Origin of the sequence: Xenorhabdus siamensis (assembly GCF_037996745.1) — a bacterium.
GTDB lineage: Bacteria > Pseudomonadota > Gammaproteobacteria > Enterobacterales > Enterobacteriaceae > Xenorhabdus > Xenorhabdus indica.
The window spans coordinates 58,635-76,080 of sequence record NZ_JBBMXE010000004.1; the positions used below are offsets into that span (position 1 = coordinate 58,635).

General features: G+C 39.4%; 14 protein-coding genes. 3 read left to right on the forward strand and 11 right to left on the reverse strand.

Features of this window, described 5'->3' with window-relative positions; translation table 11 throughout:
- Nucleotides 1-225: 225 nt before the first annotated feature.
- A complete protein-coding gene (gene panP / locus AAC852_RS03425; protein WP_340619818.1) occupies nt 226-1,899 on the reverse strand; it encodes a pyridoxal-dependent aspartate 1-decarboxylase PanP in 1,674 nt (557 codons plus the stop codon).
- Nucleotides 1,900-2,593: 694 nt separating this feature from the next.
- On the opposite strand from panP, the gene AAC852_RS03430 reads away from it, so the two are divergent.
- Entirely contained in the window at nt 2,594-2,824 is a 231-nt protein-coding gene (locus tag AAC852_RS03430; RefSeq protein ID WP_047681369.1) for a hypothetical protein, read from the forward strand.
- A 121-nt stretch (nt 2,825-2,945) separates the two neighbouring features.
- Nucleotides 2,946-3,128: a hypothetical protein gene (locus tag AAC852_RS03435; RefSeq protein ID WP_340619819.1), complete on the forward strand. Its 183-nt coding sequence runs from the start codon at nt 2,946-2,948 to the stop codon at nt 3,126-3,128.
- 146 nt (nt 3,129-3,274) lie between these two features.
- On the opposite strand, the gene AAC852_RS03440 is transcribed toward AAC852_RS03435, so the two are convergent.
- From AAC852_RS03440 to pth, 4 genes are all read right to left on the reverse strand, one after another.
- Entirely contained in the window at nt 3,275-5,374 is a 2,100-nt protein-coding gene (locus AAC852_RS03440; protein ID WP_340619820.1) for a peptidase domain-containing ABC transporter, read from the reverse strand.
- Nucleotides 5,367-6,665: an HlyD family secretion protein gene (locus AAC852_RS03445; RefSeq protein ID WP_340619821.1), complete on the reverse strand. Its 1,299-nt coding sequence runs from the start codon at nt 6,663-6,665 to the stop codon at nt 5,367-5,369. Before AAC852_RS03445 ends, AAC852_RS03440 begins: the two co-directional genes overlap by 8 nt.
- A 298-nt stretch (nt 6,666-6,963) precedes the next feature.
- Nucleotides 6,964-8,055: a redox-regulated ATPase YchF gene (gene ychF / locus AAC852_RS03450; RefSeq protein ID WP_340619822.1), complete on the reverse strand. Its 1,092-nt coding sequence runs from the start codon at nt 8,053-8,055 to the stop codon at nt 6,964-6,966.
- Nucleotides 8,056-8,177: 122 nt separating this feature from the next.
- Complete coding sequence (pth, locus tag AAC852_RS03455) at nt 8,178-8,768, reverse strand: aminoacyl-tRNA hydrolase (protein WP_340619823.1); 591 nt, start codon at nt 8,766-8,768, stop codon at nt 8,178-8,180.
- A 270-nt stretch (nt 8,769-9,038) separates the two neighbouring features.
- Here pth and ychH point away from each other — a divergent pair, with 270 nt between their 5' ends.
- Nucleotides 9,039-9,317, forward strand: a complete 279-nt coding sequence (ychH, locus tag AAC852_RS03460) for a stress-induced protein YchH (protein WP_340619824.1) — start codon at nt 9,039-9,041, stop codon at nt 9,315-9,317.
- Nucleotides 9,318-9,545: 228 nt separating this feature from the next.
- Here ychH and AAC852_RS03465 read toward each other — a convergent pair whose 3' ends face one another.
- From AAC852_RS03465 to lolB, 6 genes are all read right to left on the reverse strand, one after another.
- On the reverse strand, nt 9,546-11,534 hold the full coding sequence (locus tag AAC852_RS03465; protein ID WP_340619825.1) for an autotransporter domain-containing protein: 1,989 nt from the start codon (nt 11,532-11,534) through the stop codon (nt 9,546-9,548).
- A 346-nt stretch (nt 11,535-11,880) separates the two neighbouring features.
- A complete protein-coding gene (locus AAC852_RS03470; RefSeq protein ID WP_340619826.1) occupies nt 11,881-13,212 on the reverse strand; it encodes an autotransporter outer membrane beta-barrel domain-containing protein in 1,332 nt (443 codons plus the stop codon).
- Nucleotides 13,213-13,300: 88 nt separating this feature from the next.
- A complete protein-coding gene (locus AAC852_RS03475) occupies nt 13,301-13,891 on the reverse strand; it encodes an SGNH/GDSL hydrolase family protein (RefSeq protein WP_340619827.1) in 591 nt (196 codons plus the stop codon).
- A gap of 877 nt (nt 13,892-14,768) precedes the next feature.
- Complete coding sequence (gene prs, locus AAC852_RS03480) at nt 14,769-15,716, reverse strand: ribose-phosphate diphosphokinase (protein WP_340619828.1); 948 nt, start codon at nt 15,714-15,716, stop codon at nt 14,769-14,771.
- A 181-nt stretch (nt 15,717-15,897) separates the two neighbouring features.
- Nucleotides 15,898-16,797, reverse strand: a complete 900-nt coding sequence (gene ispE / locus AAC852_RS03485; RefSeq protein ID WP_340619829.1) for a 4-(cytidine 5'-diphospho)-2-C-methyl-D-erythritol kinase — start codon at nt 16,795-16,797, stop codon at nt 15,898-15,900.
- Nucleotides 16,797-17,414 carry a lipoprotein insertase outer membrane protein LolB gene (lolB, locus tag AAC852_RS03490; protein ID WP_340619830.1) on the reverse strand — a complete coding sequence of 206 codons (618 nt, stop codon included), beginning with the start codon at nt 17,412-17,414 and terminating at the stop codon, nt 16,797-16,799. Before lolB ends, ispE begins: the two co-directional genes overlap by 1 nt.
- Nucleotides 17,415-17,446 lie beyond the last annotated feature (32 nt).

Consider the following 17,446-nt stretch of genomic DNA (forward strand, 5'->3'; position numbering starts at 1 on the left):
ATTATAAATATTTATTTGAGTTAAAAGATTTGGTTTTAAATATTATTTATTTAATCGCTGAAGCGGTTAAATAATACAAGTATTATTTAGGTGGTGGATAGATTTAATTCTGGAATGACTGTTTCGCTCTGTTTTTTTATACATATCATCCCAAAATCTCTATTGGGTATATGCCCAATAGAGTTCGAATTATCACTTGAAAGATGAAGCGGATATTAAGTTATCTCAATTGATTAAGTTCTGTAAGGTTTGCCATAACGGACTTTGCTGTGCCAGTTTGCGTTGATCTTCCAACATGCACTCAAGTATTTTCAAAGTCGTCAATGGATTTGCTAGCACAACACGTAAAACAGTTGTTGGTTGTCGATCCCATTGTACCGGCCTGAGACTGGTACGTGAGACAAAAAACTTTCCGGTAGCCCACTGCATAGACTGGATATTTTGGTTCAGTACATTCAGGGTATCGTGTAGTTTTTTCCGCACAGATTCAGGGGCGTTGCGTAGTGCCGTCAATGCCATTGGTGGTATATACCGGTAAGTAAGCAGACAAAGTTGTGGTTCGCTGACTAATTCGAAGTCTTCCTGCTGGCGGATAATGTCTGCAAATTGCTGTGTCTTCTCGATACTGCTATCTATTAATTGGGCAAAACCCTGCCGGCCAAGCAGGTGCAAGTTACTGTGCAACATAAGCGACATCGCACTGCGTGAACCTTCCAACGTGTGGCGGCCTAAATCTTTTGAACCCTTACGTACAATATAATTAGCATGTTGGGCAATAGAATCCGTCAGAGTAGGCTGGCGAAACAGTACCATGCCTGTTCCCATAGGGACGTACATTTGTTTATGAGCGTCAATTGCCACAGTATCAGCGCGCTCAATGCCTTTGAATAAATGTCGATAGCGTTCTGACAATAAGCTTGCGCCTCCCCAGGCAGCATCAACATGGAAGTGACACTGCTCGCGCTCGGCGATATCTGCCAGCATGTCCAATGGATCGATTGAACCGATTTCGGTTGTTCCCGCTATTCCGACAATTGCCATGGGCTTGATATTGCGCTGACGCAGATTTTTCAGGTGTGAGCAGAGGGAATCAATGCAAATCCGTCCGTTTTTATCGGCATCAACACTGATTAGTGCATCTTGTCCAAGGCCGAGCACATCCACGGTTTTTTTCAGTGAATAGTGGCCTAGTTCTGATACTAAAATCGCCACTCCATTGTAACCGTAATGGAGTAAAGCTCTGGCCAGCCCTTCACGTTTGAGACCAGTAAAATTTTCGTCGGCTGGCATGAGCTGGTTTCGGCATGCCCACATGGCTGTCAGATTAGCCAGTGTTCCGCCAGAACAGAAGGCTGCCAGAGCATAATCACCACTGTGCAGCCATTGTTTATAAAAGCGTTCATCACAACCGTATACCAATTTGTGCATCATACCCAATACCTGGCGTTCCAGCACGGTCAGAACATGCGATGTTTCCAGTTTAACTAAATTTTGATTCAGGGCCGTTAATATCTTGCCAAGGGCAGGTAAATGTCTGGGAAGGGCTGATGTCATATGACCAACAAAAGTAGGGGATGACACAGGCATCACTTGATTAAGAACATCTTCATTCAAATTTTGGATATATTTTTCGGTATCGATGGGAATTTCTGGTATGAATACCGAAGAGAATTTCCTCTCCAGTTCTGCTAATCCATGCACTGGTTTGTTTAGTTCACGGCAACAATAACCTACAGGATCATCTGCAATCTTCTCTTCCAGTTCAGACAACGCTTTTTCACCGATATTGGTGGTAAATTGGTCGAATAGTTCTTGCCACTCTTGTGTGTCCAAATAATTATCGTGAGGAGTTGTCTTTTCTGTTTCATTGTGATTCAGCCTGTCAAGAGAACTCTGCATAGTTTGTTTGCCTCTCCAGAATCGCTAATTAATGTAGTGTGAATAGCATAATCATATCATTGTCAGGTGCAAGTAGTTGGATACCGCTGAACGGTATGTATATCCCTCTGGTGTACTGGATTATTGCCTCCTTTATCTCTCTCTTTTTCTGTACAGAACAGATCAAACTAAGAATGAGATTCATTTGTTCTGTATAGATATTATTAAAAAATATTGATAGTTTTTCTGTGGAAAAATAATAGTAAGGCTATACTCAGGCTAATATGATTTATATTAATTCTCGGATCATAGTAAGTCATGATTGATAAATTGAAAGTAACCAAGTAAATCAGTATTTTTAAATTTCTTATCAGTTTCTTTTATCTATTGATGATGAAAATAGTTTCTAATGGGAAAAATAGTCACTACTCCAAAAATAGTATGTGATAAATGGTTGGTTGTTTAATAAAAGTTAAGAACGAATAATTTATGGTGATATCAGAACAGCAGAGAAATCTGGCTCCAGAAAAATATAAATTTGATCTGAGTCACAGAAAGATTTTATTCAATGACTTTAGGGTCATTTTTTAAATTTATTTGTCTCACTTTATAATTATTTTAATTTTTCTGGAACCATAATTAAAACCATTATCTATTTATGTATTATGGTTCTAATTTAGTTAAATGATGATACTAATAAGTAATGAGGTGATATATGAAAGAGTTAACAATTATTGAATTGGAGCAGGTTGCAGGTGGTACTTTTAACTGGCGTAAAGCAGTAAAAGCCGGCATTCACGCCTTTGGTAAAACAATTGATGATACCGTTGATTTCCTTTCCAATGAAGGCTATATTTCGAAAGACTTAGGCGGATTTATTAAAGGTGAGGTAGATGCTTTGGGAAATCTTGGCTGTGATATACTTGATTGTATCAATGATGAGTAACTTCCAAATTTCAGAGTACATACTCATAAAATAGAATAATATTAAGTTCATGTGATTTTTTAATTAATGTACTAAGAAGTTAATATCAATCGTAATTAATTATGAAATAATGAGGCGATATATGAAAGAATTAACAACTATTGAATTAGGGCAAGTCTCAGGTGCTGGCTCTGTTATAAATAAAGGCGATCTATTGAAAGAAACTATCGAATATAAAAATGGAATAATTGATGATATTCTACACTTTTTTGATCGTGAATGGCCAATTATCCCCCCATATCTCGAACCCGTATGTGATAATTAATTCATATAAGTTATAAGCATCAATTTTAAATTTTATGTATGTTATAAATCATTAGCCACTCTATTAGAATGGCTAATGATTTTTCTAAAAATATTTACTATATATTTTAAGGTATAGAAGAAAATCAATTGAAAAATGAATGATATCTATGATATAGAGATAACACGCTCAGCAGACTTAATTGTTGATGGTCTATGAGCAATAATAATTCTGGTAATATTCAATGCAGAGATTGATTCGTTGATATACGCTTCATTAGTTAAATCCAGATGGCTGGTTGCTTCATCCATAAATAAAATACTTGGACGACGATATAGCGCTCTGGCTATCAATAACCTTTGTATTTGTCCACCAGATAATCCATTGCCTAATTCACCAATAAGTGTTTCATACCCCATTGGCATCAATAAAATATCATCATGGATGCTGCACCGTTTAGCACATTCTTGTATAAGATCAATATTGGGTGAAGGTTCAAAACCGGATATGTTTTCAGCGATAGAGCCGGAAAGTAATTTATCATCTTGCAACACACAGGCAATACACTTCCGGTAGTTATTTAGACCAATGACATTAATATCAAGCCCGTTCATTAAAATAGTACCTTTATCTGGTTCTAATAACCCACTCATTAATTTCATGAGTGTTGTTTTTCCAGCCCCAGATGGGCCAACAATGGCCACACTTTCTCCCGCTTTGACATTAAGATTAAAGCCGGATATCACCGGTTTTGATAAGCTATCATATTGATAATGTAAATCATGAACTGTTAAATCAACAGGTTGTCCTGAAACGCCGATTTCCCGCGCAGGGACTTCTCTTTCTGGCTCAGAAAGGACGATATCGGCAATCCTTTCATTATGTAAATTTAACATGCGCAATTTAATTGCCATGTCGATCAAATTACTTGCTCTGTCAGCAAATTGTCCCCGGTATGCGTTAAAAGCAACAAACATTCCGAGAGTCATTTGGTTGTCTATCACTAATGATGCACCTAACCACAGGATGATAATTTGTTCACAAGTGGTAATAAAAACATTAATGATATTAAAAATTGAACTTATCTTATTGAGTTTAGTATTTGAGTTCAGGGTATCAATATTCAGGTTTAACCAGGATTTTGCCCGAGTTTCACATAATCCCAACGCCTTTAAAGTATTAATACTGTATAACGTTTCCATAAAATGGGAGTTTGCTCTGGCCTCTTTAACTATCTGTTCTTCAGAAAGCTGTCTGTAATATTGATATGTCAGAAATCTGACTATTATATAGATGATAGTGAACCCTGATACAATCCAAACTAGCCAGTTACCATAAAGCAGCATCATAACAAAGACGCTGATCAACATAATGGTGTCAATAATTCCATTAACAATATTTTGGGTAAAAGTTGTGCGAATAATATTTAGTGAACCGAAGCGTGACTGAATATCACCTAGCTTACGTTTTTCAAAGTAAGCTAACGGTAATTTCATTAAGTGGTCGAATACACCTGATTTCCATTGTACATCAACAAATGCTTCCATAGTAATGGATATCCAGCTACGTAACGTTGATACACTGACTCTAAATAAGATAAAGAAGAGCAAGCCACAACAAATAATAGTTAAAAGGCTATGATCTTGAGCAACGATAACATGATCCATGACCAATTGTGTCCCCACTGGGAGCAGTATATTAATAGCCTCTATGACAACCGATAAGAAGAAAATTTTCCCCAGTGCAGATTTAATTCCTTGAATATTATTTAACAAGGAGATAATACGTAATCTATTTTGTTTTTTTACAGGAGTAAAATCATTACCCGGCCATAATTCCAATGCAATACCCGTAAAGTGTTTGGAAAACTCCTGAGTACTCATTACCCGTTGCCCAAATGCTGGATCATGGATAGTAATTTTATTTTTTTTTACACTTACTAAGACAACAAAATGATTCATATCCCAATGTAAAACACAAGGGGGTTTTAATGCATGAAGCTCATCAAGATCTAACGACACAGCCCTGGTTTTAAATTTGAGGGTAGTAGCTATGCTAATCAATGCAGGGAGTGTCGCCCCTCGTGTAGAAATTCCAAACTGACTGCGTAAACTGGATAAGTCGATTTGTAACCCATGATAATGAAATACCATTGCTAAACTTGCTAATCCACATTCGGCTGCTTCAGTTTGTAAAATTTTGGGGATTCTTCTTCTGAATCCTAAATTTAATTTTTCAGTAATGACGTCAAAAGATGCTTTATTCATTGCTAGGGCCTGTTAATGTTTTTTTCATATCATAGAATGGTGAGAACATCCATTGATAAAGAGGTCTTTTTTCAAGGAAGAAAGTAGACTGGGCTTTCATGCCATTAGATAAATATAAATTTTTTCCGTTATAACTAAACTGGTTCTTATCCAGACTTACTAACACCTTATAATAAGACTCGGCTTTTTCCCCAATCTTATTTATCGGTGAACTTTTATAATGAGACATTTCTTGAGAAGATGCCGGGACATATGAAATGTTATTGATATGTCCTGAAAACTGGCCGAATTTTTCAAATGGGAAGGCATCATAACGTATATTAATTGCATCACCTTTTGTAATATAGGGTAAACTATTATTAGGGACCCATAGGATTAAATAATAAGTTGGTTCTACACCGTTTGGGATCACCTGAGCTAAATTGTCATTTGTAATGACCATTTGCCCCACGGTAAATCCAAGTGATTCAATACGTCCATCAATAGGGGAGGTGATGAATAGGGCGCCACTGGCCGCCATTTCGGCTAGCTGCCGCTGTAGATCGTCTCGTTGAATTTTATATTGTGAAATTTGTTTATCAAAATCCGCTTGTTTGAGCATGATATCACTATTTAGACTTGTGATCTTTAATGAATCGCTGATATATTGACTGTAGAGATTTTGGTATGTGTTTTGCTGCTGGTAATAAGAGTACCCATAATTATTAAATTGATCTTTCGTGATAAGACCTCGTTTCTGATAGTTCTTGTAGTTTTTCATATTTTCTTTTGCAAATTCAATACCCTGTCGTGCATTTTCAACTACAATTCTGTCCTTCTCGTGGGATAATTCATATTGTTTTTTTTGTTCTTCGAGGCTTTCTAAAGTGATACGTTTATTATATTGCAGGTTTTGAATAATATTATTGACTTGTATTAATTGATTTTTGAGGGAGTTTTTTGTATTAGTACTGATTTTGCCAGACTCTGTAATTTGGCTGAAATCTACCTGATAAATTCTCTGACCTTTTTTTACTTTGTCACCGACTTTGACGAATGTCTTTGAAATAAATCCTTGTTGAGAGGATAAAATATTTATTGGATGAGGATTAGTTATCACTTCACCATAAACACTAATTCTTCTTGTATAACTTCCAAAAGTAATAAATATAAATAAAACAGTTAAAAAAGTTAATGAAGTAATACAAATAACCCAAGCTGGAATTTTTGCTATCAATAGTGCTTTTCCCATCCATTTGGATTTTTGGTTATCTAAGGCTTCTTGCCTAAATAACTTATTCATAGCAGTCATATGTAATTAATCTTCATGCTTTGTTTAGTGATTATGGTTTGAGGAATAGCTGAAAATATCAATTTATCAGTGTGATGTCGGTAGATTAGGCCTTGCTTGATGCAATATTACTGTAATATAGTTAACCTGAATGCCACTTCAACCATTAATAAAATTTCTTAATATGGGGTTGCAAAATTTTGTCTTGAAATATCAAAAATAGGTGGGCTTATAAAAGAAAAATCCGCGTTATCACGCGGATTTTTAGCATAAATCTCATCGATGAGTATTGGACAAGATAAGTAAATTTGTTCGTAGATCAGACGTTGAATAAGAAATTCATTACATCGCCATCTTTAACAATATAATCTTTCCCTTCAGCACGCATTTTGCCTGCTTCTTTTGCACCTTGTTCACCTTTGTAAGTAATAAAATCTTCAAATGAAATTGTTTGGGCACGGATAAAGCCTTTTTCAAAATCAGTGTGGATCTTACCCGCAGCCTGTGGCGCCGTTGCACCGACTGGGATTGTCCATGCACGAACTTCTTTTACCCCTGCGGTGAAATAGGTTTGCAGGTTCAGCAACTGATATCCGGCACGAATAACGCGGTTTAAACCAGGTTCTTCCAGCCCAAGCTCTGCCATGAATTCTTCACGGTCTGCATCTTCCAGTTCTGCGATATCCGCTTCAATAGCTGCGCAAACCGGAACAACTACAGAGCCTTCATGTTCTGCAATAGCACGAACGATATCAAGATGTGGATTGTTTTCAAAACCATCTTCATTGACGTTGGCAATGTACATAGTTGGTTTCAATGTCAGGAAACTCAGATAGCGAATTACCGCTTTTTCTTCCACGCTCAGGTTTAAAGAACGCAACATACCCGCTTGCTCAAGATGAGGAAGACACTTTTCGAGCACTTCTAATTCAGCTTTAGCATCTTTATCACCACCTTTAGCTTTCTTCTGAACACGCTGGATAGCGCGTTCACAGGTATCCAGATCTGACAATGCCAGCTCAGTGTTGATGACTTCAATATCGGCGGCCGGATCAACCTGACCGGAAACGTGAACGATATTGTCGTTATCGAAACAGCGTACAACATGACCGATTGCTTCCGTCTCGCGAATGTTAGTCAGGAACTGGTTACCCAGACCTTCGCCTTTTGAAGCCCCTTTTACCAGACCAGCAATATCTACGAATTCCATTGTGGTTGGGAGGATGCGCTGTGGTTTTACAATTTCAGCTAGCTGGTCGAGACGTGGATCCGGCATTGGTACAACACCCGTGTTTGGCTCGATAGTGCAGAAAGGGAAGTTTGCTGCTTCGATACCTGCTTTGGTCAGCGCATTAAATAATGTAGATTTCCCAACGTTAGGCAGGCCAACGATACCGCATTTGAATCCCATAGATTTATCACCTTTGATCACTTATAAACCGACAGAAAATAGTCTGTCGGTGAGTTATAAAAAATTGGCGTTATTATACACGCAATAGTCTGATGCGCTACGCTCTACTCCCAGCGGACCTGCTAAGCGCTGGCTTTAAAAGCGTGCAGGCGGTTAATGGCTTTACTCATACCATCATTCATAAGAATGTCAGTACAGTTGAGAGCTTCAGCAATAGCATCATCAATCAGTTTTTGTTCATTGGCAGGGGGCTTGCCGAGAACAAATCCCACAACTTTGTTTTTATCACCCGGATGGCCGATGCCAATACGCAGACGATGAAAATTAGGATTGTTGCCAAATTTGCTCTGGATATCCTTCAGGCCGTTATGCCCGCCATTGCTGCCACCTAGCTTCATTTTTGCGACACCGGGGGGAAGATCAAGCTCATCGTGTGCAACCAGAATTTCATCTGGCTGGATGCGGTAGAACCCGGCTAAAGCAAGAACAGACTTGCCACTGAGGTTCATGAATGTCGTTGGCACAAGCAGACGGACATCTTGCCCATTCATATAGATACGAGCGGTATAACCAAAAAATTTACTCTCTTCTTTTAAGGGCTGGTTATGGCGTTGTGCTAATAAATCGACAAACCATGCTCCTGCATTATGTCGGGTTTGTGCATATTCAGCACCGGGGTTTGCCAGACCAACGATTAATTTTATGTTACTCACAGTGTTTGATTTCGCTTATTGGCATTAAGGTATTAAAAAAAGAGGCTTAGTGTACCTGCCTGAAGGCTTGAGTACAAAACTCATTATGATATTAGATAATAAAGGGAAAATAAGTTAAAAATCGTACAGCTTGTGATCGCCAGCGCAATAACCTTTTAGATGTTATGGCTATAATGTCTAAAAGGAGGTATCTGCTTTCGTGCTTTTGAATTCGTTTGTTGACAAATTGCGTTCACAAACTACGTTCACAAAAAGTATTGGAGGTTGGTTATGAAACGTAAAAAAGCCTTTATTTTGGGTAATATTTTTATGGGGTTAGGCATGATAGCAATGCTTATCAGTTTAGCCTATGTCTTGCTCAGCCACATATTCAGTTTTAGTGAATCTGAATTTTTGGTAGGGATCGCACTAATGGGATTATTTGTTGGTGCATTGATTTGGCTAGGGGGAGCCAGTCTTGGAGGGCGGGAGCAGGTTACCGATAAGTATTGGTGGTTGAAGAATTATGATGAACGTTATCGCCGTAAAAAACAACATAAACATTCATAATTCTTATTATGTTATTTTTTAGATGTTGCTGATTTTGACGTAACACACGAAATAATAAACACATAATATGAAACGTATACCTCACTTTTTAACTGACTCGATTTATAATATAGATGATCAATCGAATCAGCGCTCTGTACTGTAGATTTTTGTCATACGCCCAATAGATTTCAAGTTGCAGTCTTGCTGGCTGCAACTTGAAAGGCAAAAGAATACATATAATTAACGCTAAAAACTTGCATTGATACCCAAGCTGAAATTGTAATCAGGCTCCTGGGCACTTCCTTCATTACGTGTTACGGAAACAATTCCATGTAAATTTTTTAAAAATTCAGCATTGATACCTACTGTATATTGACGCCAGTCTTTACTCTGTTTGCCGCTATCCATAACAAACGATGTCTTGGTGGCATTAATGGCGCTGCGCAGTTTGAAATGGGTATCGCCGAACTGGTGATTAAACTGAACAGAAGCATACGGATTAAAACGACCTAACTGAGTATCTATACGCCAGCCGAGAGAGCCTACTTTGGAAGTGTATTTCTGATCAGAAAAGTGCATAGAGGTACTGTTGTGAGCATATTCACGGTAACCTTTTATATTACCTTTATCCCAGGTGTACTGGATGATCGGGCTGGTAGTGATGACCTTAGTGACAGGAATATCCCAACCCGCCGTAAGACGAGTACCCCATTGTTTACCTGTGGTTGATCCGACTTCTCTGCGGATTGCTTTGCCAAGTTGGATACTACGGGTCAGGCTATCGTAATTAATACGGGCATAGTGGATATCGCCACCTATCCACGCATTGTTATAGAGATTCCATAAGCCATAAGTAGTCACAACATGGCCAAGCCCCTCATAGGTGAATCTGGAGGCGAGGGTACGTTCATCTTGGTAGTTAGAATATACTGCGCCCAGTAGCAGGCCATCAGTTAGTTGGTAGTCGCTGCCCAATGTAAGGACATGGTTACCACTGTTTGTATAACCACCAAAAATACCGATTTTCCCCTGTGAATTACCTCCATAGCGAAGTTGTTGTAGGTGACCATCAAGGGAAGCCCGAACACCTTTAACCGCGAGTCGGTTAACTTGAGTCAGTGACATCACAAGTGATGGGGCTATATAAATAGAGGTAATGTATTGGCCAATAATCTGATGCCCTAATGGCGTTGGATGGAAACTATCGGAGAATAAAAATTCTCTGTCTTTATTGAACTCTTTATCTTTAGAAGAACAAGAACTGGCTAATTTTCCCTGAGGGCAGGCATAACCTAGCGTATTTTGAATGCCATAAATATAGGGATTTGCCATCACTTCACGCATCAGAGCATTGACATCAGCACGCAGGATATTGCCATTATTTTGGCTGATTTTATCATCTATCAGCTTATTATAAGTATCGGTAAGCTCTGAGGCGTTTTTATTGGTTTTTTCATAGGCCTCAGTCAGTTTTTTTTCAATTATTTCAGCGGGTATTCCAAATTCCTCCTGGGCTTTTTTAGCTAATTCTTCAAATATTTTCTTAAGGGCGAATTTGCGAGCTTTATCACTGGGGATATCATACTGGTCAATTTTCTTATGGACTTTATCTAGAACTTCTTGAATCTTCTCTTCAGAAGAACCTATTTTTTTTAAGCTATTGTTAATCAATGTTTCTAACACCTTAGGTGTCATTCCCACATCGGGAGCCGTAGGTACAATAATGAGCCCGGCACCCGCTTTAACGAGTCGGTTAATTTGCTCTACAGTAGCATCAGCACTGGCATTGACAATTTTACGTGATTTAGAAAAGTCACCCTGACCGGCAACTAAAGCCTCAGAAAGATCGTTACCGCCTACCCAGTGAATATAGATACCATTTGGATCGGCTTTTCCGTTATGTTGTTTGAGATAATCATCAAGTTGTTCTTTGGTATTTGGCTGAAAGATATTCAATTTAGGATCTTGTCGTGGCATCGGCAGGGCTGTTGAACCTCCCTTAGCGTAATTAGTTCCTTTTTTGTTAGAAGGGATTAATTTTTTACCAATAAGTTGATGAGAAATATACTCATCGTACAGTTCGTTATTGGCTCCGTCCGTTGTGAAACGACTGTAATTTCCCCCGTCACTCAGGCTATCACCAAAAACATAGACATTGTCGTAAGCATAAGCGTTTGTAAAGAAATTAACCAAAAATATTGTTGTTGTTGATATTCCAAAAAGTACCTTTTTCATTCGAATTCCCCGGTCAATGTAGCCATTACTTTTCAGTCAGCACAAAACCTCGAATAACAAACCTCTAATTAAGGAGATTTTTATTTTTTCTCGAATCTGTCCGTCTTAATTTATTCTTTGGTCGAGAGCTGATCCCTTTGATAATTTCTATGTGATATTACTTCTGGCTATATATACGGAAAGTCAACACCATGCAGGCGTATGTATACGTAGGTTGAACGATGAAAAAAAAGCATGATAGGAATACGAAAGCGCAAGGAGGTTTCATTTTCCTTGCGCTTTTGGAATGTTACGCATGTTACTGCGATAGTTTTATCAGATACATCACATTACTACGTGTACAACATTAGAAACTGGCATTGATACCCAGATTGAAGTTGTAGTTAGGATCTTGCGAGTTGCCTTCATTACGGGTTACGGAAGCGAAGCCACGTACGTTACCAAACAGATTAGCGTTCACCCCAACTGTATATTGACGCCAGTTTTTGCTTTGTTTGCCACTATCCATAACAAACGATGTTTTGGTGGAATTAATGGCGCTGCGCAGTTTGAAATGGGTATCGCCGAACTGGTGATTAAATTGAACAGAAGCATAAGGGTTGAAACGGCCCAATTGGGTATCTACACGCCAACCTAATGTACCAACTTTAGACGTGTAATTCTGGTCACTAAAGTGCATGGAAGTACTATTGTTGCCGGATTCACGGTAGCCTTTAACATCACCTTTATCCCAGGCGAACTGGATGATCGGGCTGGTGGTGATGACGTCAGCGACAGGGATATCCCAACCTGCGGCAAAACGAGCACCCCATTGTTTACCTGTGGTTGAGCCTGATTCTCTGCGGGTAGCTTCACCAAGTTGGATACTACGGGTCAGGCTATCGTAATTAATACGGGCATAATGGAGATCACCACTTAACCATGCGTTGTTAAACACGTTCCACAATCCATAGGCGGTTGCAACATGGGCATTTCCATTATAGGTGAAATTGGAGGTAGGGGAGTGTTCAGTTTTGTCGTTAGAATACAGCGCACCCAGTAACAAGCCTTCTGTCAGTTGATAATCGCCACCTAAGGTGAACGTGTTATTGCGGCTGCCGCTATAGCCACCGAATACGCCCAATTTCCCCGCTTCATTGCCCCCACTGCGCAGTTGTTGCAGGTGACCATCAAGGGAAGCACGAGCGCCTTTAATCGGGGCACGGTTGACTTGATTCAGGGTCATTACCTGTGATGGGGCGATATAAATAGATTCAATATATTGTCCCAGAATTTTGTGTGCAAGTGGGGTAGGATGGAATTCATCAGAGAATAAAAACTCTCTATCTTTATTGAATTCATTATCTTTAGAAGAACAAGAACTGGCTAATTTTCCCTGCGGGCAGGCATAACCTAGCGTATTCTGAATACCATAAATATAAGGGTTATCGATTACTTCATGTAGCAGGCCATTAATATCAGCACGCAGGATATTGCCATTGCTCTGGCTGATTTGAGCATCGACTATCTCGTTATAAGAATTGGTGAGTTTTGTTGCGCCCTCGCTGGCCTTTTTATATCCCTTTGTAAGCTCTTTTTCAATTTCAGTAGCGGATAATGGTTTTTCGCCAGGCTCTAATGGTTTTTTCTTTAGTATCTGTTCAGCTTTTTGCGATAATTCTTTAAATAATTGTTGCAAAGCAAACTCACGGGTGGCACCGCTGGGAATATCATGCGTATTAATTCTCTGATGTACTTCTTTCAGAGTATACTCAATTGTAACGTCATCAATTGTGGTCTTTTAAACCTTGTTTGAGCACCGTTTCGAGAAGTCTAGGTGTTGTACCTACATCAGGCACGGTGGGTGCAATAACCAATCCGGCTCCAGCATCTACCAACTGTGTAATTTGTCCCGCGGTTGCACTTGCACTTTTTTGCACAATATCGTGTGCAATAGAAGGATTCTTCTGGCCAGCTATCAAAGCCGCAGCAAGATCATTACCACCAACCCAATGGATATAGATGCCATTAGAATCTGCTCGCTTATTACTTTTCAGATAGCTGCTGACTTGTTTGTTCGTTGTATTATCATTTAATTCCCCAATAGAAATCGCCCCACCTTTGGCATAATTAGTTCCACCTTCATTTGAAGGTATTAATTCGCTGCCGGTAAGTTTCCAAGAAATATATTCAGCATAAAGTTGCTCACTTTTTCCATTTGTTGTAAAGCGTTTTATATCTAGTTTATCCGTCTTACTATTTCCGGTGTCACTTAAGCTATCACCAAAAACGTAAATTTTATCATAAGCATAAGCATTAGAAACGGCGCCGATTGAAAGCGCTAACAGTGCAGGTGTGAATAAAAATGCCTTTTTCATTAGCATTCTCCTTAAAGTAGTTTTTCTTATTTATCATTTACCAGCGTATTGACGTCTAATAGCAAAGCCTGATTGACGCCCCTTCGTCAGATTTTGAGGTGCTGATGGGTTGAATATTTTAAATTGATATACTCTTAGTCAGGCTGTTAACCTATTGATAACAATTCTTTGGATTAAGTACTGATTCCCTGTTAACAATATTCCATATCGAGTTGATTTATTTGTATATAATGTGTTCTAAAAAATGTTTGGTGTTTATACCTTTCATTAACCAGATTAAAGCAACAATCAATATTGACGTTATTTAATTTAAAGTTGATTTCATTAGAGAATTTTGATTTTTCTGATGAAAAATATTTAACAAAATAATTGTTGTGCGACTTGTCTATTTTTTGTCATTACATGCTTCTTGAGAGTATTTCGAAGATGGATATCAATTCTTCACCATTAATAACTCACAAGGCGTAGTAGAAAACGGCCGACAGGTTAGCAGTATCTGTGGCACCATACCAGTATTGTTACTCATGTTAATTACTGGACATACCAGATGATTTATTAAGCTGTCATAAGGTTGGTTTTTTTCTGTTCTTATATCCAGGTTGTTGTTTTATTTAATATGAAGTTTGTTGAATTAATTAACTATTTGATATAGCTAATTATTTTAACGTTATAAATATTTCGTCTTTTAATTAAATCCATCGGAATTATTAAATTCATGGATTAGATAAAACAGAAAAACCCGTTGGTACATCTGTACCAACGGGTTTTTTCAGCGATGACTTATTTAATCACTTGTATAAGTTTGTGCTCAAAATCTGCACTACACTATACCTTAGTGTTCGAAACCTCGGTATTCAAAACCTTGGTGTTCAAAACCTTAGTGTTCAAACATTGCAGAGATTGACTCTTCATTGCTGATACGGCGGATTGCTTCAGCAAGCATGCCAGACAGTGTCAGAGTACGAACTTTGTTCAACGCCTTGACCTCAGCAGACAGAGGAATTGTGTCACAGACAACGAATTCATCTATCATTGAGTTCTTGATGTTTTCTACAGCATTACCAGAGAAAATAGGGTGGGTTGCATAAGCAAATACCCGCTTTGCTCCGCGCTCTTTCAATGCCTCAGCGGCCTTACACAGCGTGCCACCTGTGTCGATCATATCATCAACCAGAATACAGTCACGGCCAGCCACATCACCAATGATGTGCATAACTTGAGAAACGTTCGCACGTGGGCGGCGTTTATCAATAATAGCCATATCAGTATCGTTCAACAGCTTAGCAATAGCACGGGCGCGGACGACACCGCCAATGTCTGGGGATACAACAATCGGGTTTTCCAAATCTTTCTGGAGCATATCTTCCAGAAGAATTGGGCTACCAAATACATTATCAACCGGAACATCAAAGAAGCCTTGGATCTGCTCGGCGTGCAGGTCAACCGTGAGAACACGGTCTACACCAACGCTGGACAAAAAGTCTGCAACGACTTTGGCAGTGATAGGCACACGCGCTGAACGAACACGGCGATCCTGACGGGCATAACCGAAGTAAGGAATTACAGCAGTAATACGTCCGGCAGAAGCGCGACGCAGTGCGTCGACCATAACGACCAATTCCATTAGGTTATCATTGGTTGGTGCACAAGTGGACTGGATGATGAATACATCGCCACCGCGTACATTTTCGTTGATTTGAACACTGACTTCACCGTCGCTAAAGCGACCGACAGCAGCGTCTCCCAGGCTTGTGTACAGACGGTTGGCAACACGTTGTGCTAGTTCAGGGGTGGCATTACCAGCAAAAAGCTTCATATCGGGCACGAGAAAAACCTCAGGCTTGCGTCCAGAGAGATATTGTTGACCAATTGAACATTACCTTCACCTTTCAAGTTGCCTCTTTGTTGGCTGTGTTCACTTACCCTGGTCACATAGTTATCTATGCTCCAGGGAATTCGTTCTCTTTCCGCCGAGATGCAACTCGAAATCTATTGGGTATAATTATTCATTGGTTCAATAACATGTTTATCCCAGAGCGGAATGTATGCAACGGTGAAATGTTAACGCCACGCGCAACAAAGCCCTGCATCCACTCTGGGGCTTGATTAAACACCTTACGGGCTGATGCTTCTGATTCGAACTCGCCGAAAACACATGCACCAGTTCCGGTCAGGCGTGACGGGGTGTATTCTAACAGCCATGAAAGAAGCTGTTCAACCTCACGAAAACGTTTTCTTGCGATTGGTTCACAATCATTTTTGAATGGTGCCTGTAATAATGCGGGTAAAGTGCGGATCGGAGAATTTCTTTTTAATTCAGGATCTGTGAAGATTGTCGGGGTTGAGATCTCAATTCCGGGATGGGCAACCAGAAACCATTTCTCTTTTGGAGAGGCTGGTTGAAGTTTTTCCCCGATACCTTCTGCAAAAGCAGCATGGCCTTTGACAAATACCGGAACATCAGCCCCCAATTTGAGGCCAAGTTGTGCCAGCTCATCATCAGATAAATTGGCTTGCCAGTGGTAATTCAGGGCGATAAGCACGGTTGCTGCATTGGAAGAACCTCCACCTAGCCCCCCGCCCATTGGCAGACGTTTGTTAATATGAATATCGGCTCCCAGATATGGGGTGATAACTGAGCTCTTATTATCTTGTAATAAATAGCATTGTAATAAATGGTTCTGTAATAAACGGGCTGCCCGTACGATTAGGTTATCATCATGTGCTACGCCTTTAACAGGAGTCAACAGGCGAATTTGGTTATCCTGACGGGGAGTAATAGTCATTTCATCACCGTAGTCCAGAAACTGAAACAGCGTTTGCAGTTCGTGGTAACCATCAAGGCGTCGTCCGGTGATATATAAAAATAAATTTAATTTTGCCGGGGAAGGCCAGGTCAAAGTCATTATTGGGTAGTCCAGTTATCCATTTTTAATTTGATACGGTTATTGCCCTGAATGAGCTCCAGCCGGTTTGGTAATGCGGGAGTGATTGAAGTGTCATATCCCAGGTAATTGACTTGCCAGACTTCATTACCTGCGCCATCGCTTACGGATTTTAGCAGATAATTTTTATCTAGCTGGAAATTTTTGGCGTTTCCGGGCAGACCAATAATCCAATTTTTCAGATTATCCAAAGGGATGTTCATATGGGTGAATTGATAAATTAAGTCTTCAGGATTATCACTGATATATTTCTTTCCTTCATGATCAGTAAGCTGGATCATATTTGGCTGGACGAATAATTCCAACTCAGTTGTTCCTAATGGATTAAGCAGCAGCAGTTTGTAATTATTAACGGCATATTGTTGCCAGAAAAAACGGGCATACACTTTTTTTTCATTTGCCAGGTAAGCAAAAGAACCTCGTGTCTGATAATGTTTTAAATTTTGTAGTTGTTGTTTGCGATCATTCCATTGCGGAGAATTTGCTGACCCTGTTCCGATCGGTGCTTGCGTAACGGTACAGGCCGTCAGCAAAACAGCGGAGAGGGGAAGTAAACGAAAAAATAATGCTATTTTCATACAGTAACCTTTGGCTGACAGACAAAATGGTC

Bases quoted from the DNA above. Each gene is read 5' to 3' on its own strand.
- ychH (WP_340619824.1), top strand. From the start codon at position 9,039: ATGAAACGTAAAAAAGCCTTTATTTTGGGTAATATTTTTATGGGGTTA.
- ispE (WP_340619829.1), bottom strand. From the start codon at position 16,797: ATGACTTTGACCTGGCCTTCCCCGGCAAAATTAAATTTATTTTTATAT.
- lolB (WP_340619830.1), bottom strand. From the start codon at position 17,414: ATGAAAATAGCATTATTTTTTCGTTTACTTCCCCTCTCCGCTGTTTTG.
- AAC852_RS03430 (WP_047681369.1), top strand. From the start codon at position 2,594: ATGAAAGAGTTAACAATTATTGAATTGGAGCAGGTTGCAGGTGGTACT.
- AAC852_RS03440 (WP_340619820.1), bottom strand. From the start codon at position 5,374: ATGAATAAAGCATCTTTTGACGTCATTACTGAAAAATTAAATTTAGGA.
- AAC852_RS03465 (WP_340619825.1), bottom strand. From the start codon at position 11,534: ATGAAAAAGGTACTTTTTGGAATATCAACAACAACAATATTTTTGGTT.
- ychF (WP_340619822.1), bottom strand. From the start codon at position 8,055: ATGGGATTCAAATGCGGTATCGTTGGCCTGCCTAACGTTGGGAAATCT.
- AAC852_RS03435 (WP_340619819.1), top strand. From the start codon at position 2,946: ATGAAAGAATTAACAACTATTGAATTAGGGCAAGTCTCAGGTGCTGGC.
- AAC852_RS03475 (WP_340619827.1), bottom strand. From the start codon at position 13,891: ATGAAAAAGGCATTTTTATTCACACCTGCACTGTTAGCGCTTTCAATC.
- panP (WP_340619818.1), bottom strand. From the start codon at position 1,899: ATGCAGAGTTCTCTTGACAGGCTGAATCACAATGAAACAGAAAAGACA.
- AAC852_RS03445 (WP_340619821.1), bottom strand. From the start codon at position 6,665: ATGACTGCTATGAATAAGTTATTTAGGCAAGAAGCCTTAGATAACCAA.